This window comes from Halomonas organivorans (genome assembly GCF_014192055.1).
GTDB classification, from domain to species: domain Bacteria; phylum Pseudomonadota; class Gammaproteobacteria; order Pseudomonadales; family Halomonadaceae; genus Halomonas; species Halomonas organivorans.
Genome location: NZ_JACHXM010000026.1, coordinates 1 through 20654 on the forward strand (window position 1 = coordinate 1; position 20654 = coordinate 20654).

The window sequence follows — 20654 nt, forward strand, 5'->3', positions numbered from 1 at the left end:
ATGGTAGTGTGGGAGTTCCCATGCGAGAGTAGGTCATCGTCAGGCATCTATACCGAGAAAACCCCGGACCGACAGGTTCGGGGTTTTTTCATGTCTGGTCGATAGGTGTCATGGCGGAGACGGCGTGGGCCGGACGAGGATGCTCCTGGCGCAGGACCAGGGATCAAGGACGCCGCCCATCCTCATGACGTCGTTGGGATTCGTGGGAGCGCTGCTCCGCAGCGCGATCCACCGCGCAGCGGTGGCAGGTGTCGTGTCTCTGTCAGTCTGGGTGGACCCGGCCAGGCTCCCGGTGGGCCGTAGCGCCATGCATGGCCCCTCCTCGGCGCGTAGTCTTTCGACCTGTCGCTGAACGCCCCGCGGGTGCGCGACGAGGGCGGCGGATAGCGGGGCCCGGCAGGCATCGATCGTCGCGAGTTTCCCCAGACACGAGAAGGCCGGGCGATCGCCCGGCCTTCTGCATGCTATATACCGCCAGAGGGGATCAGGCGGGGTTCTGTTCGATCCCCTGAACGTGCCAGGGCGCACCGTCGCGGAGTTCGCGAACCAGGTGCCAGGTCTCGTTGAAGGCGTTCTGCTCGCCGTTCTCGTCGAGGATGCCATGGAAGAGCACGCTGGCCTCGGCCCGGGAGCCGAGCTCCTGGACACTGCCCAACTCGGCGAACAGGCGCACGATTTCGGTGCGGTTGTTGGCCGGATGCTGATCCCGCTCCTGGCGCAGCAGGTTGTAGAGTTCGGGCGTCACGTAGTCCTGGATCTGCGAGAAATCGTTGTTGTCCCAGGCCCTTTGAAGGGTCATGAAGTGTTCCTTGGCGCCGCCCAGGAAGCGTTCGCGATCGAACCAGTCGGGATCCTTGCCGAGGCCGCCGGCGCCTCCCAGAGGGCCGGCCTGGAAGGCCTGGGGCTGCTCATGCGCCTCGCGGGACGCCGTTGCCGGCCCGCCCGCCATGGCCGGGCGTCGCTTGCGCGCGAAGAGCCGGAACAGCAGGAAAATCGCGCCGCCAATCAGCAGGATGTCGAGCATGCGCAGGTCATCGAAGGCGCCGCCGAAGAACAGCGAAGCGAGCAGGCCGCCGGCCAGCATGCCGGCGAAGGGGCCGGCGAAGCGCGACAAGCCGCTGGAAGGCTTGCGCTGGGTGCCGGCTGCTCCGGTAGAGCGGGTGGACGTCGCGCTTGGGGCGTCGGCGGAGCGGGAATAGCTGCCGAAGCTCTTGCCGCCGCCCATGCGGCGGGCATCGGCGTGGTCGACTGCCAGGCCGAAGCCCAGCAGGCCGACGACGAGCATGACGAGGAGTTGACGCATCGTGGGTCTCCAGAGAATGTGGCGGAGGATCCGCCGTGAAAAGTCGAGAGCCTCATTCTAGCGACTAAGCGGGTCACCGACACCGTCTATCGAGCGAGGCCGAACGATGCGTCTGAAGCGTGAGCAGAGCCTGCTGCTGATCGTCGATCTGCAGGTGGGATTGATACCGGTGCTGGAGGGCGGTGAACAGGCCGTCGTCGAGGCGCGCTGGCTGGGTGGCGTGGCCGGGGTGCTGGACGTGCCGGTGTGGCTGACCGAGCAGTATCCAGCGGGGCTCGGTGGCAACGACCCGCGCCTGCGAGAGTCGCTCGAAGGTGCGCGTTTCTGGGACAAGACCCGCTTCGATGCCCACGCGGAGCCTGGCTTTGCCGCGACGCTGTCCGCGAGCGGGCGGCGCCAGATCGTGCTGTGCGGGGCGGAGGCACACATCTGCGTGCTGCAGACGGGGCTCGGGCTACGCGAGGCGGGCTACGAGGTTTTCTGGCTGGCGGAGGCGGCGGTGAGTCGGCGCTCGGAGGAGGCGTCCCTGGCTCGACGGCGGATCGAGCGGGCCGGCGGCTGGACGGTGAGTGCCGACATGGTGGCCTACGAGTGGCTGGAGCGTTGCGACGATGCCCGCTTCAAGGACGTGCACCGCCGCTTTCTCAAACCGCGCTCGCCGCGGTCGCTGCGCTTCTTCGATTAGCGCCGCCGATGCAGGGCAGCGAGGATCAGGGGCGATCCTGCTCGGCGCGGCAGAACACCAGGGTATCGCCCTCTGATATGGCGGCGTTGAAACGATAGCCGGCCACGTCGAAGCCCTTGAGGCCCTCGGGATCGTCCAGGCGCTGGCGGATCATCCAGGCCGCCATCAGGCCCCGGGCCTTCTTGGCGTAGAAGCTGATGATCTTGTACTGGCCGTTTTTCTCGTCCTTGAACACCGGGGTGATCACCCGGGCATCGAGTGCCCTGGCGTCGACGGCCTTGAAGTACTCGTTGGAGGCCAGGTTGACCAGTACCTTGCTGCCGCTCTCGGCGATCGCGCGCTCCAGGGCGCCGGTCAGGGTGGGCTTCCAGTAAGCGTAAAGATCCTTGCCGGCGGGGTTGGCCAGTTTGGTGCCCATCTCCAGGCGGTAGGGCTGAATCAGGTCCAGCGGCCGCAGCAGGCCATAAAGGCCGGAGAGGATGCGCAGGTGGTCCTGGGCGAAGGCGTTGTCGCCATCGTCGAACGAAGCGGCCTCCAGCCCTACATAGACGTCGCCCTGGAAAGCCTGGGCGGCGGCTTTGGCGTTGTCCGGCGTGAAAGGCGTTTGCCATTCGGAGAAGCGGGCCGCGTTGAGCCCGGCGATCTTGTCGCTGACGCCCATCAGCTCGCCGATCTGCTGTGGCGAGAGATCGCGCAGGATGCCGATCAGCTCGCGGCTGCGGTCGAGGAAGTCGGGCTGGGTGGCCTGGGACGTGGTCGCCGGGGTCTCGAAGTCCAACGTCTTGGCGGGCGAGATCACGCTCAGCATGGGGCGCTCCTGTGCCTGGATAGATTCGGCTCGAGTATATCAGGCGCGCCCGCGTGCCGGGGCTATGGACTCGATAGCCCCGGCGCCGTCGAGGGCAAGGCCTCAGGGGCAGGGATTGGGGTAGCGTTGATGTACGGCCTCAATGGCGGCGAGAACGTCCTCGTCGAGGCGCAGCGATTCGCTTTCCAGGTTGCTTTCCAGCTGCGCCATGCTGGTGGCGCCGATGATGTTGCTGGTCAGGAAGGAGCGCGAGTTGACGTAGGCCAGGGCCATCTGCGCCGGGTCCAGGCCATGCTCGCGGGCAATGTTGACGTAGGCGCGGGTCGCCTCGTCGGCGAGCGGCGTGTTATAGCGCTGGAAGCGCTCGAACAGCGTCAGACGTGCGCCCTCGGGCCAGGCGCCGTCGAGGTACTTGCCGGACAGCTTGCCGAAGGCCAGCGGCGAATAGGCCAGCAGGCCGACGTCCTCGCGATGGGCGATTTCGGCCAGGCCGACCTCGAAGCTGCGGTTCAGCAGGCTATAGGGGTTCTGCACCGAGGCGACACGGGGCAGCCCCTGGGACTCCGCCACTTGCAGCGCATGCATCACGCCCCAGGGCGTCTCGTTGGACAGGCCTACGGCGCGGATCTTGCCGGCCTGCACCAGTTCCTGGAGTGCCGCGAGGCTTTCCTCGAGGGTCGTCGCGTCTTCCTCTTCGTCGTGTTCGTAGCCCAGGCGGCCGAAGAAGTTGGCGCGACGATCGGGCCAGTGCAACTGGTAGAGGTCGACGTAGTCGGTCTGCAACCGCGACAGGCTGTCGTCGATGGCTTGATGAAGGTGCTCGCGGGTCAGGCGTGGCCCGCCGCGGATGTGATCGAGGCCCGGACCGGCAGCCTTGGTGGCGATGATGACGTCGTCCCGGGACCCCCGCGCCTTGAGCCAGCTACCGATGTAGGCCTCGGTGAGTCCCTGGGTTTCGGCCCGAGGCGGCACCGGATACATCTCGGCGGTGTCGATGAAGTTGATGCCGAAGGCCACGGCACGGTCGAGTTGCTCGTGGGCTTCGGCCTCGCTGTTCTGCTCGCCGAAGGTCATGGTGCCGAGGCATAGCCGGCTGACCTCGAGGCCGGTCCGGCCCAGGGGGCGGGTCTGCATCCGTCACTCCTCATCATGGGGTTGGGGCGGTTCGCACCGCATGGTAGCCCCGGGGGGCGGGATCGTAAATGTCGGGGGGTTGAGTCGCCGCCGGGGCGGGCGTATGCTTGCGACCCCGTTGCCCCGGCGGAGGCCGCAGGGCCGATTTCCCCAGGACAGGACGCCGGACACAGGATGGTGCTCGACGTCGTCAATCGAACCACTGGACGCAAGGTTGTTTGCCATGCAGCAGGCATCATCATTGTTCACTCGGATCGAGTATCGTCTGGCACGACAGCTGTTTCATACCCGCTGGCTGCCGCGCTCGCCGCGCACCCAGCGTCTGACGCTGCATCTTTTCCAGCGTTGTGCCGACGCCGGCCATCCGGCGGCGTTGTCCCTGTATGGCCACATGCTGTTCCATCGCGCCGTCTCGCCCCAGGACAAGGCGCGTGGCGCCCGTTACGTGCTCGAGGCCGCGCAGAGCGGCGACCGTCATGCCCAGTATCAGGCGGGGCAGATCTACGAACACGGTTGCGCCCAGTATCCACGCCGCGACGATCGTGCGGTGACCTGGTATGCGCGCGCCGGGGAAGCGGGACATCCGCTGGCCGCGGAGCGCCTGGCGCGGGCCTATCGCGACGGTGAACTTGGGCTGCCTGAAGACCCTGAACGCACCGGGCACTGGCAGGCCCTGGCCGAGTCACTGGACAGCGGCGAAGCCGGGACGCGACACTAGGATGATGGCGCCTCGTGACGAGGCGGTGCTCCCCGGTCGTCAATGAGCGGCGACTCTACATCATCAAGGACTCAGCAGCCCGTGACGCTACCGACACTGCTGGATATCGAAGCGTCCGGATTCGGACGCGGCAGCTACCCCATCGAGGTCGGCCTGGCCCGTTCGGACGGCAGTACCTGTGCCTTTCTCATCCAGCCTCTCGAGGAATGGACGCACTGGGACCCCAAGGCGGAACTCCTGCATGGCATTTCGCGCGGCCGCCTGGCGCGCGAGGGCTATCCCGTGCGCCAGGTGGCGCGCTGGCTGAATGACGAGCTCGCCGATATCGGCGTGGCCTACAGTGACAGCTGGGGCTACGACAACACCTGGCTGTCGCTGCTCTTCCATCACGCCGGCATGCTGCCGGCCTTCCGCCTGGAGGCCCTGCGTCGCCTGCTCAGCGAGGCCCAGCTGGCGAGCTGGAGCGCCACCAAGGAGGCGATCATCCGCGAGCGGGGCATCCACCGCCACCGCGCCGGCGAGGATGCCCTGCTGCTGCAGCTGACCTATCAGCGCACCCAGGCGCTCTAGGCCTCGCCACCAACCTCGAGCAGTACCTTGCCGACATTGGCATCCGCCTGGACATGGGCATGGGCCGCCTCCGCCTCGGCAATCGGCCAGCTGCGGTCGATCAACGGGGCGATCTCGCCACTTGCCAGTCGTGGCCACACATGCGCTTGCAGCGCGGCCAGGATCTTGCCTTTCTCCGCCGGCGGACGACTGCGCAGGGTCGAGCCGATCACCCGCTGGCGTTTCATCAGCAGCCGCCCGAAGTCCAGTTCCGCCTGGCGCCCGCCCATGAAGCCGATCACCACCAGCCGACCGTCGGTGTTCAGCACCTGCTGGTTGTCGGCCAGATAGCTTGCGCCTACCGGGTCCAGGATCAGGTCGGCCCCGCCCCAGTCCTTCACCGCATCGACGAAACTGCCCCGGTGGCGATTCCAGCCGGCCTCGGCGCCCAGCTCCTGGCAGGTGGCCAACTTGGCGTCGCTGCCGAGGGTGACGAAGCAGGGATGATCGAAGGATCGACACAGCTGGATGGCGGCAGTGCCAACGCCGCTCGCCCCGGCGTGCAGCAGCACCCGCTCGCCCGACGCCAGGGCTCCCTCCATGAACAGATTTAGCCAGGCGGTGGCGAACGCTTCCGGTAGGGCGGCGGCCTGCCGGAGATCGAGGCCGTCGGGCAGCGGCAGTACCTGTCGGGCGTCGACCACCACCTCCTCGGCGTAGCCGCCGCCGGCCAGCAGGGCGCAGACCCGCTGGCCGGCTTCCAGTCCGTCGACGCCTTCGCCGATCTCGATCAGCGTGCCGCTGACCTCCAGTCCGAGCACCGCAGAGGCCCCGGGCGGCGGCGGATAATGGCCGGCGCGCTGCATCAGGTCGGCGCGGTTGACGCCGGCCCAGGCGATCTTGAGCCGCACCTCGCCGGGAGCGGGGCCGGCCGGGGCGGGCGACTCTCGCCAGGTCATGCGCTCTTCATCGTGGTGAATGGCCAGCATGGGAGATCCTCCGGTCGATGGGGGTGAGCGCCCTGCACCGTCGATCGACTCAGCGTCGATCGCTGTCCAACTGGCCCTCCAGGGCATCGAGCAAGGCATCGGGTTCGTCAGCCGCGAGCAACTCCTCGCGAGTATGGGCGTCGAGGAAGCCGTGCTCCACCGTGCTGTCCAGGAAGGTCAACAGCGGCGTGTAGAAACCGCCGGTGTCGAGCAGGCCAATGGGTTTGTCATGCAGCCCCAGATAGCGCCAGGTCCAGGCTTCGAACAGCTCCTCCAGGGTGCCGATGCCGCCGGGCAAGGCGATGAAGGCATCGCTGTGGGCCGCCATGCTGGCCTTGCGCTCGTGCATGTTGCGCACTCGGATCAGCCGGGTCAGCTCGAGGTGCGCCTGTTCGCGCTCCACCAGATGATCCGGCATCACCCCGACGACGTCGCCGCCGGCCGTCAGCACGCTGTTGGCCAGCTCGCCCATCATGCCGACCCGGGCGCCGCCATAGACCAGCGAGTGGCCGCGGCGGGCCAGGGCCTTGCCCAGGGCGCGAGCGGCGGCGAGGAAGCGGGGGTCGCGGCCTTCCCGAGAGCCCAGATAGACGCAGAAACTCGACATGGTGTTCTCTCCTTGATGAACCCCTCATCCTAGCGGGGGCGGATAGCCGGCGGCAAAGCTTGCGACCACGAAAAAGGGCGCCGAGGGCGCCCTTGCGGAAGCATCGGTCGTGACGCGCTCAGCGGGCGCGGGCGGCATCGCGACGAATGGCGCGGCGCAGCAGGGCAATGCCGCCGATGGCGATGCCGATCAGGCTGGCGATCAGAGCGAGGCTGGCGATCACGTGGGTGTCCAGATACATGGGGGCTCCTGTTGTGATGTCGTTATGGAGGGCGTCAGGGCAGGCGGTCGATGACGCCGTATTCGGCGTCGACCCACTGGCCGATGACGTTGTTGCCGCACAGGTGGTGCGCGTACTGGGTGTGCAGGCAGCGTACCTGATCCCAGTTGGCGATGCCGCCGATGCCGCGCTCGCGCAATACCTCGGCGTAGCCGCGGCGCTCTACCTCGTCGCGCTGGGCCGGCGTCATGTGTCGCCAGCGGGCGGCCACGTAGTCTTCATGGCTGCGATGGTAGGCGGCGAGGAAGTCGGGATCCTCCTTCAGCCGAGCCTCGAGGGTCTTGATCACCCCGGCGGCTTCGATGCGCGACAGCTCGATCTTGAGGCGCTCGTCGCTCAGCCAGTAGAGGGTCGGGAAGGGCGCTTCGTCGACGATGGGCGCCATGCGCAGCACCAGCGGCGTGCCCTCGCCGTCGGTGGCGGCCAGCGCCTCGATGCCACGGGGGGCGCGGCCGAGCTGCTCGGCGATGACGGCGAGCTGGCGGTCGTCAGGCGTCGTGTCGGGGTGGATCACCATCGTCGGGGTTGTCTCGTATGAACTTGTTCGAGCGTCCCACGGCGCGAAAGAAAGTGCGATTGAGCTGCTCGGGGGTGGGCACGTAGTGCCAGTGCCGTTCGCAGTACTCGTTGCCCCGCGCCATCAGGACATCGTAGAGGCGGTTGAAGGGCGCATCATAATCGTAGGGGTCGGCCCCGAACAAGCGGATATGCGGGAAGTCGGCGAAGCGCTCCAGGAAGAAATTCTCCAGGTCGGCCTCCACGGCACGGTGGCGGGCGACGTCGTCGGGATCGAGCCAGAGGTCGTAGCGGATGGCCATGAGCGGCTCCTTGAGAGGATGGGCGCGAGCGAAGCGGGCATGAGACTGGGACCGCGCGTGGTGGCATTCGGCTCAGGCCCGCGCCAGGGGCGCGAAGGAGGCCGACAGCAGGTCGGCCAGGTCGGCAGGCGCGAGGGCGAGTTCCAGGCCGCGTCGTCCGCCGCTGACGTGGAAGCGCGTCAGGGCCTCGGCGCTGGCATCGATGAAGGCCGGCAGGCGCTTCTTCTGGCCGAGCGGACTGATGCCGCCGACCACGTAGCCAGTGGCCCGTTCGGCCTCGATGGGGTCGGCCATGCGTGCCTTGCGAGCGCCGGCCGCCCGAGCCAGCGCCTTGAGGTCGAGCTGGGTGGGCACCGGCACGATGGCCATCGCCAGCCGGCCGTCGTCGAGCTTGGCGAGCAGCGTCTTGAACACCGTCTCGGCGGGCAGGCCCAGGGCCTCGGCCGCCTCCTCGCCATAGGCCGGGCGTCGCGGGTCGTGCTGGTAGCTGGCCGTCTCGAAGGCCACGCCGGCCTTTTCCAGGGCCTTGACGGCAGGAGTCATGCCTCGACGGTCTCCGTGTCCTGCAAGTGGGCGGAAAGTGCCTCGCGCAGCTCGCCCTCGATCGGCACGGCGCGCTTGGCCTGATGGTCGTAGTGGACCAGTACGGTATGGCCCAGGTTCGCCATTCGCCCACCTTGCCAGGCCTCCTGGGTCACGGTGAAGGAGCTGTTGCCCAGCCGGGTGAGATAGGTGCGGATCTCGATGTCGCTGCCGTAGAAGAGCTCGGCGCGGTAGTCGACTTCCATGCGCGCCATGATCAGGCGCCAGCGGCCTGGATCCAGGTCCGGCGTGAAGAGCTTGAAGAGGTCGTTGCGAGCCAGCTCGAACCACGCCGGCAATCGGGTGTTATTGACGTGACCCAGGGCGTCGGTGTCGTAGAAGGCGGGTTCGATGGTGCGAGTGAACATGGGGCTCCTCGTCGGGTGGTGCCGGGCGGGCCGGCCCTTCAGCATCGCTGCCGAGCAAGTGCTTGGTCAATGGATACATGAACCCAGCGTGAACGGCGTCGTCAGCCTCCGGCAAGGTGAGCTCTTCTAAGTTGGCAGGACGCCAGCTTCGACGCCCGGGACGTGGGCGGGGCCATTATCGGCTCAATGCTGGCGCGAGCGGTGATGAACGCCGCCTCGGCCGGCTATTGCCGGCGTCTTTCTGACTCACATCGGATGTGGAGAAAGCTCATGAACCTCCTTCGTTTCCTGTCACGTGATGCCATAGCCTCCGTGGTGGTGTTTCTCGTCGCGCTGCCACTGTGTATGGGCATCGCCATCGCCTCGGGAGTGCCGCCCGCCAAGGGGCTGATTACCGGCATCGTCGGTGGCCTGGTCGTTGGCCTGCTGGCGGGGGCGCCGTTGCAGGTCAGCGGACCGGCGGCGGGGCTCGCGGTGCTGGTCTTCGAACTGGTGAATACCCATGGCCTGTCGGCGCTTGGCCCGGTGCTGCTGCTGGCGGGTGCCCTGCAGTGCCTGGCCGGGGTACTGCGGCTCGGCGGCTGGTTCCGGATCGTCGCCCCGGCGGTGGTGTCCGGCATGCTGGCCGGGATCGGCATCCTCATCATGCTCTCGCAGCTGCACGTGATGCTCGACGCCGAGCCGCAGGCCTCGGGGCTGGCCAACCTGATCGCCTTCCCCGGCGCCGCCTGGGAGGCGGTGCGACAGGTGAACGGAAGCAGCTCGCTGATGGCGGGCGCAGTCGGCATCGCCACCATCGCCATCATGTGGCTCTGGGAGCGTTGCCGTCCCGCCTCGCTGCGCTTCCTGCCGGGCGCGCTGGTTGGCGTGGCGCTGGTGACGTGGGTCAGCAGCGGCGTGGCGCTGCCGATCAACCGGGTCATGCTGCCCGACGATCTCGGCCAGGCCGTCGACTGGATCGGCTGGCAGGGCCTGGGTACGCTGGCCGATCCGAGCCTGCTGGTGGCGGCACTGGCCATGGCCTTCATCGCCAGTGCCGAGACGCTGCTGTCGGCGGCGGCGGTCGATCGCATGCACGCCGGTCCGCGCTCGCAGTTCAACCGCGAACTGTCGGCCCAGGGCGTCGGCAATATGCTGTGCGGCGCGCTCGGCGCCCTGCCCATGACCGGGGTGATCGTGCGCAGCTCGGCCAACGTCCAGGCCGGTGCACGCACGCGCCTGTCGGCGATTCTGCACGGCCTGTGGCTGCTGGCACTGGTGATGCTGCTCCCCGGCCTGCTGCAGAGCATTCCCGTGGCCTGCCTGGGCGGTGTCCTGGTGTATACCGGGGGCAAGCTGGTGGATGTCCGGGCGGTCCGCCATCTCGGCCGCTACGGCCGCACCCCGCCGCTGATCTATCTCGCCACGGCGCTGAGCATCGTGTGCACCGACCTGCTGACCGGCGTGCTGGTGGGCTTCGCTCTGACCCTGCTGAAGCTGGCCTGGAGCGCCTCCCGGCTGCGTGCCCGGTGGGGCACCGACGAGGCCGGTGGCGTTGAGCTGCGCCTGCGGGGTACCGCGACTTTCCTGAGCGTTCCCAAGCTGGCACGGTTGCTGGGCGAGGTCAGCCCGGATACCCATCTGCGCGTGTGCATCGGCCAGCTGCGCTACATCGATCATGCCTGCGCCGAGCTGCTGGATGACTGGCAGCGCACCGTGCGCCAGCAAGGCGGTGACTTGGAGATGATCGGCAACGTGGCGATGTCGCATCGCGTGGAGGGACGGCTGAGGCGCCGCACCGCGCCGGCCTAGGCACACGAGGGAAGGCATGCGGGCGGGAGGCGTTCGTCGTCTCCCGCAGCATCGCGCTCCGGCTACCGTACCGTCAGGAGCGCGCCGCGGGCGCTCGGCGCTCGGCCCACAGGCGCTGAAGACGGGTCCAGGCCAGCAGCCAGGTGGTGGCGACGGCGAAGCCGATCAGGGTGCCGGCAACCAGGCCCAGGCTGTCGTAGGTCAGCGAGACGCACAGCGCATAGCACAGCAGCGAGCCAAGCCCCGCGGGGTAGTGCTTGATCACCGTGGCCACCGGGGCAACGCCGTGTGTCAGGTGAAGGATCACCAGGAAGGGATACATGGTCACCGGGAAAGCGGCCATGACGCCCGCCCAGGCGGAGGGCAGCACGTGAGCCAGCCCGGTGATCAGGAAGATGATGCCGGCGGCCAGTCCGGCACGCAGGGCCAGGGCGCCCCACGAGAAGCCGCCCTTGGGCTGGGCGGCGGCGTCCGGCAGGCGTCGATAGAGCCGCAGGAAGATGCCGATGGCCACCACGGTGGTCAGGGTGCCGGTGAGCCGGTCGAAATCGACCAGCGTCAGCAGCCAGGCCGCCGCCAGCCACGCTGCCAGGCCAGCGAGGGTGCCCATCAGCACGCCGGGCAGGCCTTCGCGGCGCCCGCCCAGCAGGTAGCCTCCGCCCAATGCCAGAGTCGCGGAGAAACCGGCCAGGGTGTGAACCGCGCCCTCGGCGGCGAACGCCGGCGAGATCTCGAGGCCGATGAAGAACAGCGCGATGGCGGTGCCCAGCGGGTAGCCCGAGAGCAGTCCGGCCATGCGGGTGCTGAGACGCTCGGCGATCACCGAGAGGCCGAGCACCACGCCGACCGAGACCAGAAGCTTGGCCAGTTGCCAGGCGAGCGGAACATCCATGTGGTTTTCCTTATCCTATAGGCAAGTCATGTCGTGGAGGTGGCCATGGCCGGCCATGATCTCTCGCCGCCGCCTCGCCCCGAAGGCTGTGCGCTCTGCGGACGAGCCGCGCCGCTCACCAAGCACCACCTGATTCCCCGTGCCTTGCATGGCAAGGCACGCTACCGGCGTCGCTTCGACCGGGCCGAGCGGCTTACCGCCATTCTCTGGCTGTGCCATGCCTGCCACAAGCACGTTCATGCGGTGCTCGGCGAGCGCGAGCTGGCCGACCATTATCGCAGCCGCGAGTCGCTGCTGGCGCATCCGGACATTCGTGCTTTCGTCGAATGGCTGGCCACCAAGCCGGCGGGCTTCAAGCCCAAGAAGGCGCCGCGGCGCCGTTAGCGCTACACGAGGCGAAGACCCTGGCGGTCCGTCCAGGCCGCCTTGAGGGCGGCCTCGAGTGGTTCGCGAAGGTGCTCGGGCAGTGCTTCCCGAGCGGCCTCGAAGCTTTCCGGATTGCGGTTGCGCAGCCAGCAGTAGGCCCAGGCGCAGGCCTCGGCGTCGTCGCCAGGCAGCGGCCGGGCCGGCATCTGCACCAGCAGGAAGACCGCGGTGCGCCCGGCCCACAGCGGCACCTCGTCACTCGCCTGCGGGTCGGCCCAGGCACGTAGCATGGCGCCGTCGGGTGTGTCGTCCGGCTCGCCGAGCTTGGCCACCCGAGCGGTCTCGGCGAGGATCAGGGCCAGCCGGTCCGGCTCGCCGCGGCCAATGTCCAGCCAGCGGGCGATGATGGCCGGCATGCCGTGGCGTACCTTGGCATAGAAGCCATGTTGCGGCATCGTCTCATTCATTCGTCACGACCTTATTTTCGGAGCAGGGACTGCCATGGATTTCGATTTTGCCACGCCCGTGGAACGACGCCACCCGGAAGGTGCCGACTGGCCATCACAGAAGTGGCACCGCTATGGCGAGGAGGTGCTGCCGCTGTGGGTGGCCGACATGGACTTCCGTTCGCCGCCGGCGGTGATCGAAGCGCTGCGTGCCCGGGTCGATCACGGCGTCTACGGCTACGGTCTGGTGCCGGAGAGCCTGCGCCGGGCGCTGTGCGACTGGAGTGTCGAGCACTATGACTGGGCCATCGAGCCGAACTGGCAGCTGTGGCTGCCGGGCGTGGTGCCGGCGCTGCACCTGGCGAGCCTGGCGCTCACCGAGCCGGGCGACGGCGTGCTGACGGTGACGCCGATCTATCCTCCTTTCCTGCAGGTGGCCGAGCGCACCGGCCGGCTACCCCAGCAGGCCGCCATGCGTCCGCCCGAGGCGTCCGGCGACGAATGGCGGCTGGACCTCGATGCCCTGGAGGCGTCGATCACCTCCGAGACCCGGTTGCTGCTGTGGTGCCAGCCGCACAATCCCACCGGTCGGGTGTGGCGTGTCGAGGAACTCGACGGCCTGGCCGAGCTGGTCGAGCGCCATGATCTGATCGTGGTCTCCGATGAACTGCACTGCGACCTGCTGCTTGACGAGGGCGCCCGGCACCGGCCGCTGGCCGCCGCCTATCCCGAGCTCGCCGCGCGCATCCTGACCCTCTGGGCGCCGTCGAAGACCTTCAACCTGGCCGGGCTGACCGCCGCCTGCGCGGTGATTCCCGATGCCGGCCTGCGGCGCCGCTTCGCTGCGATGGCCAAGGGGCTACAGCCGGACGGCAACGTGCTGGGCCTGGTGGCCGCCGAGGCCGCCTATCGCCATGGCGACCCCTGGCGTCAGGCGCTGCTCGAGACGCTGCGTGGGCATCGGGTAAGGCTGGTCGAGCGGGTGGCCGGCTGGCCGGGCGTGCGCATGGCGCCACCGGCTTCCACTTACCTGGCCTGGCTGGACCTGCGCGAGGCGCCGGCGCTGCAGGATGCTGGCGCCTCGCCCCAGCGCATGCTGCTCGAGCGCGCCGGCGTGGCGCTGTCCGACGGCGCCGCCTTCGGTTGGCCGGGCTTCGTGCGGCTCAACTTCGGTACCACCGCCACCCAGCTGGAGGTGGCGCTGGCGCGGCTGGACGAGGTGCTGCGGGCATGAGCCGTCGCGTCCGTCTCCCCGGCGGGCCAGACGGACGCAACGAGGCGAGGCTCAGTAGAGCTGGGCGAACAGCTTGCGGCGGTAGGTGACGGTCAGCGGATGATCGGCGCCCAGGGCGTCGAAGACCCGCAGCAGCGTCTTGCGGGCGGCATCGTCTCCGTAGGCGCGATCGCGCTTCATCAGCGCCAGCAACGCCTCGAGGCCGGACTCGTACTGTCCGTCCGCCACCTGCCGCAGCGCGCGCTGGTACTGCGCCTCGCTGTCGTCACGACCTTCCAGGGCCGCCAGTTGGTCCGCCGATGGCGCTTCCTCGCCGAACTCGATGCTGGCACGGACGCCGCGGGCAGCGGGCGCGTCGCGCTCCTCCGGTGGCAGGGCGTCGAGCAGTGCACGGGCCTCATCCGGCTCGCCGGCGGCCACCAGGGTGCGCGCAAGCTCTACCTTGTAGGGACCGTAGTCCGGCCACTGCTGGGCCAGCTCCGCGTAGATCTGGCGTGCGGTGTCGGCATCGCCGGCTTCCAGGGCCGCAGCGGCCTGCTCCTCCGGACTCAACTGGGCGCCTTCCGGTTCGGGGAAATACTTGCCCAGCCACTCGCGCACCTGCTTTTCCGGCAGTGCCCCCTGGAAGTGATCCACCAGGCCACCTTGGCTGATCAGCTTGACGTCGGGCACCGAGCGCACGCCCAACTGGCCGGCGATGTCCTGATTGTCGTCGATGTTGAGCTTGGCCAGGATGAAGGCACCGTTGTACTCCCGGGTAAGCTTTTCCAGCACCGGCATCAGGTTCTTGCACGGTTCGCACCAGGGCGCCCAGCAATCGAGCAGCACCGGCACCTGCATCGAGGTCTCGAGCAACTGCTGGATGTTACTGCGATCGACATCGATGATCAGGTCGTCGCGCGGTTGGCCTTGTTCCTGGGCGGCGGTCGCCGTCTCGGTCGGGGTGTCGGAGGTGAGCGGTTCACCGGTACGGGGATCGACGATCGGCATGTTGGTCTGGCCTTGGCGTTAAGATGAATTCATGCAAGAGATGCGGGTGTCGGCCCGCGTATTCAAGGGGGAAGACGATGAGGCGACGCCGTCGGTGGACGTTCGGGGCAGCGCTGCTGCTGGGTCTGCTGCTGGTGGGGCCGTTGGGATTGCTGGTGACCCAACTGGTGGCGGGGGAGACGCACTGGTCCTCGGCCAGCCGAGCGTCGGCGGGCCTGGCGCCGAGCCCGGCCCAGGCATCCGGCGCGGTGGTGCAGGTCTACGAGGCTCGGGCCTGGAGCTGGCGCGGGGCCTTCGGCGTGCATACCTGGATCGCGACCCTGGCTCCGGGAGCCGAAGCCTATCGCCTGCATCAGGTGCTGAGCTGGCGTCGCCCGACCCTGGTCACCCGGGTCACGGCCACGCCCGACCGGGCCTGGTACGGCAGCGCTCCGCGGCTGCTCGCCGATTACCGCGGCGAGGCGGCCGCGGCGATGCTCGATGACATCGAGGCGGCGGTCGCGGCCTATCCCGCCGCGTCGCGCTATCGGGTCTGGCCAGGGCCCAACAGCAACACCTTCACCGCCTGGGTGGTGCGTCGGGTCGCAGGCCTGGAGGTCGGCCTGCCGGTCACCGCGGTGGGCAAGGACTACCTGTTCGATGCGCGGCTGGCGCCGGCCCCGGCCGGCCAGGGAGTGACCGTCTCGCTGTCGGGCTTGCTGGGGCTGACGCTGGGACGCAATGACGGCCTGGAGGTCAACCTGCTGGGGCTGGCGTTTGGTCTCGACCTGCGTCGCCCCGCCCTCAAGCTGCCGGGTATCGGGCGGCTGGGCATGTCACCGCGAATCGCGGGGCGGTAACGTTCGCCTGGAGGCAAGAGCGAACCGATGACCTTCCCGGGGCGGTGAAGCGCCGCGCCTGACATCGAGCAGCCCACGCACGAAAAAGACCGACACCCGTAGGTATCGGCCTTCTTCTGATGTTGGGTAGCGGGGACCGCCGGGTCTGAGAGAGCGAACCGATGACCTTTCGCCCTGGAGAAACGAAAAAGACCGACACCCGTAGGTATCGGCCTTCTTCTGATGTTGGGTAGCGGGGACCGCCGGGCTTGAGAGAGCGAACCGATGACCTTTCGCCCTGGAGAAACGAAAAAGGCCGACACCCGTAGGTATCGGCCTTTTTCTGATGTTTGGTAGCGGGGACCGGATTTGAACCGATGACCTTCGGGTTATGAGCCCGACGAGCTACCAGACTGCTCCACCCCGCATCAACGTGAGGCGTATTATACACGGAGACTGACGTAGGTCAATAGTCCATTGTCTCCGGCATCTGCGCTCTCGTGTTGTCCGCGAGATCTGGTCCATACTCGGGCTGAGCTGTCACAAGAATGACAGCCTTGGCGGCGATAATTTCGTCGAAGGGCTGGGCAGATGCCCAGTCCAGGTCGGCAACCATCAGGGAGAGCACCAATGACAACATCTACTGCCGTAGCCTGGGTGACCGGAGGAACCGGAGGCATCGGGAGCGCCATCTGCCGTGCCCTGGCCGATGCTGGCTATCAGGTAGTCGCTGGATACCACAACCCCGAAAAGGCCAAGGCCTGGCTTGAGCAACAGAAGGCGGACGGCTACGACAACATCGCGCTGTCCGGCGTGGACCTCTCCGATTACGAGGCCTGCATGACGGGGGCGAAGGAGATCCATGACACCTACGGTCCAATCAGCGTGCTGGTCAACTGCGCCGGCATCACTCGTGACGGCACCCTCAAGAAGATGTCGTCCGAGCAGTGGAGCGAGGTCATCGACACCAATCTCAACAGTGTCTTCAACACCTGCCGCAGCGTGATCGAGGACATGCTCGAGCAGGGCTATGGCCGTATCGTCAACATCTCGTCGATCAATGGGCGCAAGGGCCAGTTCGGTCAGGTGAACTACGCCGCGGCCAAGGCGGGGATGCACGGTCTGACCATGTCACTGGCGCAGGAAACGGCTACCAAGGGGGTCACCGTCAACACGGTGTCGCCGGGCTACATCGCCACCGACATGATCATGAAGATTCCCGAGAAGGTGAGGGAGGCGATCCGCGAGACCATCCCGGTGAAGCGCTACGGTACCCCGGAGGAGATCGCCCGTCTGGTGGTATTCCTGGCCGACAAGGAGTCCGGCTTCATCACCGGGGCCAACATCGACATCAACGGCGGCCAGTTCATGGGCTGAGTATCGCCAGAATCCAGGGTGAGAACGCGAGGCTTCGGCCTCGCGTTCTCGTTCAGGGGCGGGCGATCAGGGCGGCGGCAGCCGGGTCAAGCTCTCGAGGGTGCGGTCGAGTTCGCCGACCTCGCGCTCCCAGAGGGCCTTGGGGATCGGCCCAGTGGCCAGCAGCTCAGCGAGCACGCCGCGCAGCTCCTCGGCCCGGGAAGGGTCACGTCCCAGACCGTCGTTGAGCCGCTCTACCTGAATCGCCAGTCGCAGCGGGTCGTCCTGCCGATGCGACGGGTTTCCCGCCAGTACCGATAAATGCACGCGAAGCCTCGCCAGGCGCTCCGCCACCTCTGCTTCCGCGGGGGGATCACGGCGTGCGGCATTGCGTTCATCATGGGCGCGTCGCAGGTCGGCCGGCAGGGCAGGTGCGTCCGGTGCCGCGATCTCGCGCGACGAACCGCCGCTCAGCCGAGCCTCGTCGGCCTCGAGGTGGGCCTCCAGCAATGGCCGTACCCGCCGCCAACGCTCTACCTCTTCCATCAGGGCCAGCCGGGCCAGCCGCTCGCGACGAGCGCGAACGATGCCCGACCAGCGCCGGCGCATGCCTTCGCTGCGGCGCCCCGAGGGGAGCGGGGCCAGCGCGGCGGCCTCCTGGATGGCGTTCTCGAGTTCGCTCTCGTCGGTGCTGTTGGCGGGCTGCCAGGCGTCCATGCGATCGATCAGGGCCTGCATGGCGTCCAGGCGGGCGCGGCTGCGTTGGGCCTGGTCGTCGCGTGCGGCGTCCCGATGCGCGAAGATCTCGTCGCAAAGATGACGGAACTCGCGCCATAGCGCTTGTTCTTCGCCCTTGGGGGCGCGACCAAGCTCGCGCCAGCGGCGCTGCAGGGTCTTGGCCTGTTCCGCTTGCCGGTTCGCCGGTAGTGTCTGGTCGCGTAGCGTGCGGGCGGCCTCGATCAGTTCGCGCTTGGCGTCGGCAATCTCGATGGCGCGCTGCTCGATAAGCGCCTGCAGGTCATGACGAATACGGCCAAAGCGCCTGCCGATGGCCTCGGCGTCGTCCCGCGGCACCGGTGACAACCGCCGCCACTGCTGGCGGGCGCGGTCGCGGATTTCGCGCAGCGCGTCCGGGTCGGCCTCGGCGGCAGGCTGCGCGAGCAGCGTCTCGAGCTGTTCGCAGAGGGTCTCTCGGGCTGCCAGGTTGTCCTGGCGTTGCCGCTGCTGTCGGGCGTGCCAGTCGCTCAGCCGCTCATGGATGCGATCCGAGGCGGCGCGGAAGGCGACGGCCTGTTCACGGTTGGCGGCGGCATCCCCCAGGGCGCGCCACTCCTTGACCAGCCGGCGGTGACGGCGATCGAGTTCGGCGTCGCCGAGGCCATGATCCTCCACCAGGGACTGGATGGCCTCGCAGAGATGGGCACGCTTGGGGCCGGCGACGAAACCGCGCCAGTCCCGCAGCTCGGCCAGCCGGGCGCCGAGTCGTTTGAGTCGGGCATGTCGCTCGCCCAGGCGAGCCTCCGACAGCGCCTCGGCTTGCTGGCGGAGTCGCTGATGGAGTCGGCTTGCGCCCTTGAAGGCGCCTTGGTCGAGCAGTTCCTCGAGGCGATCGAGGTCGTCGCCGAAGCGGGCGAGCCGTGCCTCCAGGTCGCCTTCGTCCTCCTGGGCCGCGAGTCGGTATCGAGCCCGCTGCAGCAGCGGCGAGGGCGGCAGGTTCGGTGGCCAGCCGCATGCCTCGATCAGGCCGGCCAGGCGCTCTTCGTCACCCTCCTGGAGGGCCTGCTCAATGGCGCCTGCCCGCTCGTCGAGGCGCACCCGGGCCTGGACGATCTGGTCATAGCCTGCCAGCGCCTGATCGTAGCGATGGCGCAGGGCCTCATCGGCGAGATGCTGCTCGGACAGGGCCTGCCAGCGGCTGGCCAGCAGTTGCTTCTGAGCGCGCAGGCTGGCGATGTCCTGGTCCGCTAGACGCTCGCCGTGGCGCAGCCCCTCGAGGCTTTCTTCCAGCGTCTCTATCAGCGACTCCCGCGCCTGGTCGGCATCCTCGCGGCGACGTTCGGCGGCATGCTGAGCCTGTTCGTGGGCCTCGTGGTCGCTGATCGTCTTTCGGCAGCGCAGGCAGGCATCAACATAGCGGTGTTCCTGATCGGCATTCGGCAAGTCGCCGAGAGACGACCACTCACGCATCAGGTGCCGGAAGCGTCCCGCGTAGAGCGGTTCCCAGGCGCTCCGAGCATGGGTCTCGAGCCGCTCCAGCAGTGCCTCGCGGCGCGACCGGGCTTCGGCCAGGGAGGCCGCATCGGCGCGTAGCCGGTTGAGGCGCTCCCGAGCCTGGCGGACTACCCGGCGGTCGCGCTTGGCTTCCTGGACCAGGCGCTGCAGGCCTGCCTCGCTCTCTACCCGGGCGGCGGCAGCCTGGCGCACGGCGGCGATGCCGTTGTCGCAGGCCTGGCGGATCAGCGCGTTCTCTTCGCTGAGGTGGGCGAGGGCGGCCAGGCGCAACTGCTGGTTGTCGCCCTGCAGGGCGATGCGCTCGAGCAGGTCAACGTCGTCCAGCGTCTCCATCAGGTCGATGCGGCGGGATAGCTCAAGCGTGCCATCTCGGCCGCACAGCAGGGCCAGCAGCCGCTCACGCAGCTCGACCGATGCGGCGCCCTCGCGGCGCATTGCCAGCAGTCGCTGCGGATCGTCGAGCATGCCCAGGGCGCGCCGACGCACCTCGGAATCGGCATCGATGGCGAGGTGCTCCAGTCGCTTGCGCTGTTCCGGATGGGCCGGGTCGAGGCGAGCCACGGCATGGCGGCGAACCTCGGGATCCGGGTGTTGCCATCGGGGGGCGAACAGGCGACGAAGGAGTCCTGGCATGGGGGTTCCTGACATGGACCGGTGAACCTGGCGTGACAGGCCGGTGCGCGGTAGTGTGAGTCGCGTCGCAAGGACGCGTGATCCTTGACTTATCTAAGCATGTGGCGTGCCGGCAGAAAAGGGGATTCCCGGCCGGGTGTAGCCGTTCCGAGACACTGACAAGGCGCCCCGCCGTGACATATGATCGGTTGCGGGATCGTGGGCACTCGCTTAGCTTGGGATCAGGCCCTCGAACCATCACCCGACGTGGAGTTCGGCAATGAGTCTCAAAGTGGACAGGGATGGGATGGCATTCACCTTCAAGGGCGGCATGCTGCCGATGACGGTCATGGAGCTGACCAGCGCTGACCCCGAGCGCATTCGCGAGCAGCTCGCCGGCAAGCTCAGCCAGTCTCCCGCCTTCTTTCAGCATACGCCTGTGGTGCTCAGCGTCGAGCGCCTCGACGAGCCGCACCTGGCCCTCGAGCGGATCTGCGCAGTGTGCCGGTCGCACAAGCTGTTGCCCGTGGCCGTTCGGGGCGGAACGGATCCCGTCAAGCAGTCCTCCTGGGCCCTGGGGCTTGGCTGGTTTCCGCCCCAGGAAGCGGCACGGCCCCGAACCCTGGAGAGCGTGTCCGTCCCCGAGGACGAGGCTCCGCCGGAGCCGGCGGCGGTCGAGGAGGACCAGCCCCTGCCGGGAACGGGCGGGCGAATCTTTCGCGGCACGGTGCGTTCCGGTCAGCAGATCACCGCACCGGACGGCGACCTGGTGGTCGTGGGCGCGGTCAATGCCGGTGCCGAGGTGCTGGCGGGCGGCAGCATTCACGTCTACGGGGCCTTGCGCGGTCGTGCGCTGGCCGGCATTCATGGCAATGCCCGCGCCGGTATCTTCTGCCGCGAGCTGCGCGCCGAACTGCTGTCGGTGGCCGGCAATTACAAGCGGCTGGAGGACATCGATCCACGGCTGCTGGGAACTCCCGTTCAGGTGCGCCTGGACGACGACCAGTTGGGGATCACCTCGCTGGCTTGAGGCTCGGGCGACAATGGGGTGACAAGCCTCGGGCGGGTCGCCTTTT

The 20654-nt window shown here is 68.1% G+C and carries 24 protein-coding genes and 1 tRNA gene; 9 read left to right on the plus strand and 16 right to left on the minus strand.

Annotated elements, in window-relative coordinates; all coding sequences use genetic code 11:
- Positions 1–484 precede the first annotated feature (484 nt).
- Positions 485–1303, minus strand: coding sequence for a Tim44 domain-containing protein (locus FHR96_RS17800; protein WP_183389077.1), 819 nt, complete (start codon positions 1301–1303; stop codon positions 485–487).
- A gap of 106 nt (positions 1304–1409) precedes the next feature.
- On the opposite strand from FHR96_RS17800, the gene FHR96_RS17805 reads away from it, so the two are divergent.
- On the plus strand, positions 1410–1988 hold the full coding sequence (locus FHR96_RS17805) for an isochorismatase family protein (protein WP_183389078.1): 579 nt from the start codon (positions 1410–1412) through the stop codon (positions 1986–1988).
- Between the two features lie 25 nt (positions 1989–2013).
- Here FHR96_RS17805 and yaaA read toward each other — a convergent pair whose 3' ends face one another.
- Together yaaA and FHR96_RS17815 are read right to left on the minus strand one after the other, a co-directional pair.
- Positions 2014–2796: a peroxide stress protein YaaA gene (gene yaaA / locus FHR96_RS17810; protein ID WP_183389079.1), complete on the minus strand. Its 783-nt coding sequence runs from the start codon at positions 2794–2796 to the stop codon at positions 2014–2016.
- Positions 2797–2898: 102 nt separating this feature from the next.
- Entirely contained in the window at positions 2899–3930 is a 1032-nt protein-coding gene (locus tag FHR96_RS17815; RefSeq protein ID WP_183389080.1) for an NADP(H)-dependent aldo-keto reductase, read from the minus strand.
- Positions 3931–4153: 223 nt separating this feature from the next.
- Here FHR96_RS17815 and FHR96_RS17820 point away from each other — a divergent pair, with 223 nt between their 5' ends.
- Positions 4154–4648, plus strand: a complete 495-nt coding sequence (locus FHR96_RS17820) for a tetratricopeptide repeat protein (protein WP_183389081.1) — start codon at positions 4154–4156, stop codon at positions 4646–4648.
- 81 nt (positions 4649–4729) lie between these two features.
- Positions 4730–5218 carry a hypothetical protein gene (locus FHR96_RS17825; RefSeq protein WP_343066379.1) on the plus strand — a complete coding sequence of 163 codons (489 nt, stop codon included), beginning with the start codon at positions 4730–4732 and terminating at the stop codon, positions 5216–5218.
- On the opposite strand, the gene FHR96_RS17830 is transcribed toward FHR96_RS17825, so the two are convergent.
- The 7 genes from FHR96_RS17830 to FHR96_RS17855 form a co-directional block, all read right to left on the minus strand.
- Complete coding sequence (locus FHR96_RS17830; RefSeq protein WP_183389083.1) at positions 5215–6186, minus strand: NAD(P)H-quinone oxidoreductase; 972 nt, start codon at positions 6184–6186, stop codon at positions 5215–5217. The two genes, FHR96_RS17825 and FHR96_RS17830, sit on opposite strands and share 4 nt — an antisense overlap.
- 49 nt (positions 6187–6235) lie before the next feature.
- A complete protein-coding gene (locus FHR96_RS17835; protein WP_183389084.1) occupies positions 6236–6793 on the minus strand; it encodes an LOG family protein in 558 nt (185 codons plus the stop codon).
- A gap of 118 nt (positions 6794–6911) precedes the next feature.
- Positions 6912–7034, minus strand: coding sequence for a hypothetical protein (locus FHR96_RS22630; protein ID WP_281378420.1), 123 nt, complete (start codon positions 7032–7034; stop codon positions 6912–6914).
- Positions 7035–7068: 34 nt separating this feature from the next.
- Complete coding sequence (locus FHR96_RS17840) at positions 7069–7590, minus strand: DUF501 domain-containing protein (protein ID WP_183389085.1); 522 nt, start codon at positions 7588–7590, stop codon at positions 7069–7071.
- Complete coding sequence (locus FHR96_RS17845) at positions 7562–7891, minus strand: hypothetical protein (RefSeq protein WP_183389086.1); 330 nt, start codon at positions 7889–7891, stop codon at positions 7562–7564. The genes FHR96_RS17840 and FHR96_RS17845 overlap by 29 nt, the downstream gene beginning before the upstream one ends.
- Positions 7892–7963: 72 nt before the next feature.
- Positions 7964–8434 (minus strand): Cys-tRNA(Pro) deacylase, encoded by a 471-nt coding sequence (ybaK, locus tag FHR96_RS17850; RefSeq protein WP_183389087.1) that lies wholly within the window; start codon positions 8432–8434, stop codon positions 7964–7966.
- Positions 8431–8841, minus strand: a complete 411-nt coding sequence (locus FHR96_RS17855) for an acyl-CoA thioesterase (RefSeq protein ID WP_183389088.1) — start codon at positions 8839–8841, stop codon at positions 8431–8433. The genes ybaK and FHR96_RS17855 overlap by 4 nt, the downstream gene beginning before the upstream one ends.
- Before the next feature lie 270 nt (positions 8842–9111).
- Here FHR96_RS17855 and FHR96_RS17860 point away from each other — a divergent pair, with 270 nt between their 5' ends.
- On the plus strand, positions 9112–10632 hold the full coding sequence (locus FHR96_RS17860) for a SulP family inorganic anion transporter (RefSeq protein WP_183389089.1): 1521 nt from the start codon (positions 9112–9114) through the stop codon (positions 10630–10632).
- Positions 10633–10705: 73 nt separating this feature from the next.
- On the opposite strand, the gene FHR96_RS17865 is transcribed toward FHR96_RS17860, so the two are convergent.
- Complete coding sequence (locus FHR96_RS17865) at positions 10706–11524, minus strand: hypothetical protein (RefSeq protein ID WP_183389090.1); 819 nt, start codon at positions 11522–11524, stop codon at positions 10706–10708.
- 45 nt (positions 11525–11569) lie between these two features.
- On the opposite strand from FHR96_RS17865, the gene FHR96_RS17870 reads away from it, so the two are divergent.
- Complete coding sequence (locus FHR96_RS17870; RefSeq protein WP_183389091.1) at positions 11570–11908, plus strand: hypothetical protein; 339 nt, start codon at positions 11570–11572, stop codon at positions 11906–11908.
- A 2-nt stretch (positions 11909–11910) separates the two neighbouring features.
- Here the strand turns inward: FHR96_RS17870 and FHR96_RS17875 are convergent, their stop codons facing one another.
- The gene (locus tag FHR96_RS17875) at positions 11911–12345 is read right to left on the minus strand and encodes a hypothetical protein (protein ID WP_183389124.1); all 435 of its coding nucleotides are present in this window, start codon (positions 12343–12345) and stop codon (positions 11911–11913) included.
- A gap of 46 nt (positions 12346–12391) precedes the next feature.
- Here FHR96_RS17875 and FHR96_RS17880 point away from each other — a divergent pair, with 46 nt between their 5' ends.
- Entirely contained in the window at positions 12392–13570 is a 1179-nt protein-coding gene (locus FHR96_RS17880) for a MalY/PatB family protein (protein WP_183389092.1), read from the plus strand.
- A 51-nt stretch (positions 13571–13621) separates the two neighbouring features.
- Here FHR96_RS17880 and FHR96_RS17885 read toward each other — a convergent pair whose 3' ends face one another.
- On the minus strand, positions 13622–14560 hold the full coding sequence (locus FHR96_RS17885; protein WP_183389093.1) for a tetratricopeptide repeat protein: 939 nt from the start codon (positions 14558–14560) through the stop codon (positions 13622–13624).
- Between the two features lie 77 nt (positions 14561–14637).
- On the opposite strand from FHR96_RS17885, the gene FHR96_RS17890 reads away from it, so the two are divergent.
- A complete protein-coding gene (locus tag FHR96_RS17890; protein ID WP_183389094.1) occupies positions 14638–15399 on the plus strand; it encodes a DUF3750 domain-containing protein in 762 nt (253 codons plus the stop codon).
- Positions 15400–15729: 330 nt separating this feature from the next.
- Here FHR96_RS17890 and FHR96_RS17895 read toward each other — a convergent pair.
- Positions 15730–15806 (minus strand) — tRNA-Met (locus tag FHR96_RS17895).
- A 38-nt stretch (positions 15807–15844) separates the two neighbouring features.
- Positions 15845–15994 carry a hypothetical protein gene (locus FHR96_RS17900; protein ID WP_183389095.1) on the minus strand — a complete coding sequence of 50 codons (150 nt, stop codon included), beginning with the start codon at positions 15992–15994 and terminating at the stop codon, positions 15845–15847.
- 14 nt (positions 15995–16008) lie between these two features.
- Here FHR96_RS17900 and phbB point away from each other — a divergent pair, with 14 nt between their 5' ends.
- Positions 16009–16755 carry an acetoacetyl-CoA reductase gene (gene phbB, locus FHR96_RS17905; protein WP_183389096.1) on the plus strand — a complete coding sequence of 249 codons (747 nt, stop codon included), beginning with the start codon at positions 16009–16011 and terminating at the stop codon, positions 16753–16755.
- A 66-nt stretch (positions 16756–16821) separates the two neighbouring features.
- Here the strand turns inward: phbB and FHR96_RS17910 are convergent, their stop codons facing one another.
- Positions 16822–19599: a DUF349 domain-containing protein gene (locus FHR96_RS17910; RefSeq protein WP_183389097.1), complete on the minus strand. Its 2778-nt coding sequence runs from the start codon at positions 19597–19599 to the stop codon at positions 16822–16824.
- 259 nt (positions 19600–19858) lie between these two features.
- On the opposite strand from FHR96_RS17910, the gene minC reads away from it, so the two are divergent.
- The gene (minC, locus tag FHR96_RS17915; protein WP_183389098.1) at positions 19859–20608 is read left to right on the plus strand and encodes a septum site-determining protein MinC; all 750 of its coding nucleotides are present in this window, start codon (positions 19859–19861) and stop codon (positions 20606–20608) included.
- Positions 20609–20654 lie beyond the last annotated feature (46 nt).

What these genes read in the sequence shown, in the direction of transcription:
- FHR96_RS17830 (WP_183389083.1), bottom strand. Translation starts at nt 6,186, where the DNA reads ATGCTGGCCATTCACCACGATGAAGAGCGCATGACCTGGCGAGAGTCG.
- minC (WP_183389098.1), top strand. Translation starts at nt 19,859, where the DNA reads ATGAGTCTCAAAGTGGACAGGGATGGGATGGCATTCACCTTCAAGGGC.
- ybaK (WP_183389087.1), bottom strand. Translation starts at nt 8,434, where the DNA reads ATGACTCCTGCCGTCAAGGCCCTGGAAAAGGCCGGCGTGGCCTTCGAG.
- FHR96_RS17815 (WP_183389080.1), bottom strand. Translation starts at nt 3,930, where the DNA reads ATGCAGACCCGCCCCCTGGGCCGGACCGGCCTCGAGGTCAGCCGGCTA.
- FHR96_RS17845 (WP_183389086.1), bottom strand. Translation starts at nt 7,891, where the DNA reads ATGGCCATCCGCTACGACCTCTGGCTCGATCCCGACGACGTCGCCCGC.
- FHR96_RS17900 (WP_183389095.1), bottom strand. Translation starts at nt 15,994, where the DNA reads ATGGTTGCCGACCTGGACTGGGCATCTGCCCAGCCCTTCGACGAAATT.
- FHR96_RS17910 (WP_183389097.1), bottom strand. Translation starts at nt 19,599, where the DNA reads ATGCCAGGACTCCTTCGTCGCCTGTTCGCCCCCCGATGGCAACACCCG.
- FHR96_RS17875 (WP_183389124.1), bottom strand. Translation starts at nt 12,345, where the DNA reads ATGCCGCAACATGGCTTCTATGCCAAGGTACGCCACGGCATGCCGGCC.
- FHR96_RS17820 (WP_183389081.1), top strand. Translation starts at nt 4,154, where the DNA reads ATGCAGCAGGCATCATCATTGTTCACTCGGATCGAGTATCGTCTGGCA.
- FHR96_RS17865 (WP_183389090.1), bottom strand. Translation starts at nt 11,524, where the DNA reads ATGGATGTTCCGCTCGCCTGGCAACTGGCCAAGCTTCTGGTCTCGGTC.
- FHR96_RS17840 (WP_183389085.1), bottom strand. Translation starts at nt 7,590, where the DNA reads ATGGTGATCCACCCCGACACGACGCCTGACGACCGCCAGCTCGCCGTC.
- yaaA (WP_183389079.1), bottom strand. Translation starts at nt 2,796, where the DNA reads ATGCTGAGCGTGATCTCGCCCGCCAAGACGTTGGACTTCGAGACCCCG.
- FHR96_RS17885 (WP_183389093.1), bottom strand. Translation starts at nt 14,560, where the DNA reads ATGCCGATCGTCGATCCCCGTACCGGTGAACCGCTCACCTCCGACACC.
- FHR96_RS22630 (WP_281378420.1), bottom strand. Translation starts at nt 7,034, where the DNA reads ATGTATCTGGACACCCACGTGATCGCCAGCCTCGCTCTGATCGCCAGC.
- FHR96_RS17855 (WP_183389088.1), bottom strand. Translation starts at nt 8,841, where the DNA reads ATGTTCACTCGCACCATCGAACCCGCCTTCTACGACACCGACGCCCTG.
- FHR96_RS17860 (WP_183389089.1), top strand. Translation starts at nt 9,112, where the DNA reads ATGAACCTCCTTCGTTTCCTGTCACGTGATGCCATAGCCTCCGTGGTG.
- FHR96_RS17890 (WP_183389094.1), top strand. Translation starts at nt 14,638, where the DNA reads ATGAGGCGACGCCGTCGGTGGACGTTCGGGGCAGCGCTGCTGCTGGGT.
- FHR96_RS17805 (WP_183389078.1), top strand. Translation starts at nt 1,410, where the DNA reads ATGCGTCTGAAGCGTGAGCAGAGCCTGCTGCTGATCGTCGATCTGCAG.
- FHR96_RS17870 (WP_183389091.1), top strand. Translation starts at nt 11,570, where the DNA reads ATGGCCGGCCATGATCTCTCGCCGCCGCCTCGCCCCGAAGGCTGTGCG.
- FHR96_RS17835 (WP_183389084.1), bottom strand. Translation starts at nt 6,793, where the DNA reads ATGTCGAGTTTCTGCGTCTATCTGGGCTCTCGGGAAGGCCGCGACCCC.
- phbB (WP_183389096.1), top strand. Translation starts at nt 16,009, where the DNA reads ATGACAACATCTACTGCCGTAGCCTGGGTGACCGGAGGAACCGGAGGC.
- FHR96_RS17800 (WP_183389077.1), bottom strand. Translation starts at nt 1,303, where the DNA reads ATGCGTCAACTCCTCGTCATGCTCGTCGTCGGCCTGCTGGGCTTCGGC.
- FHR96_RS17880 (WP_183389092.1), top strand. Translation starts at nt 12,392, where the DNA reads ATGGATTTCGATTTTGCCACGCCCGTGGAACGACGCCACCCGGAAGGT.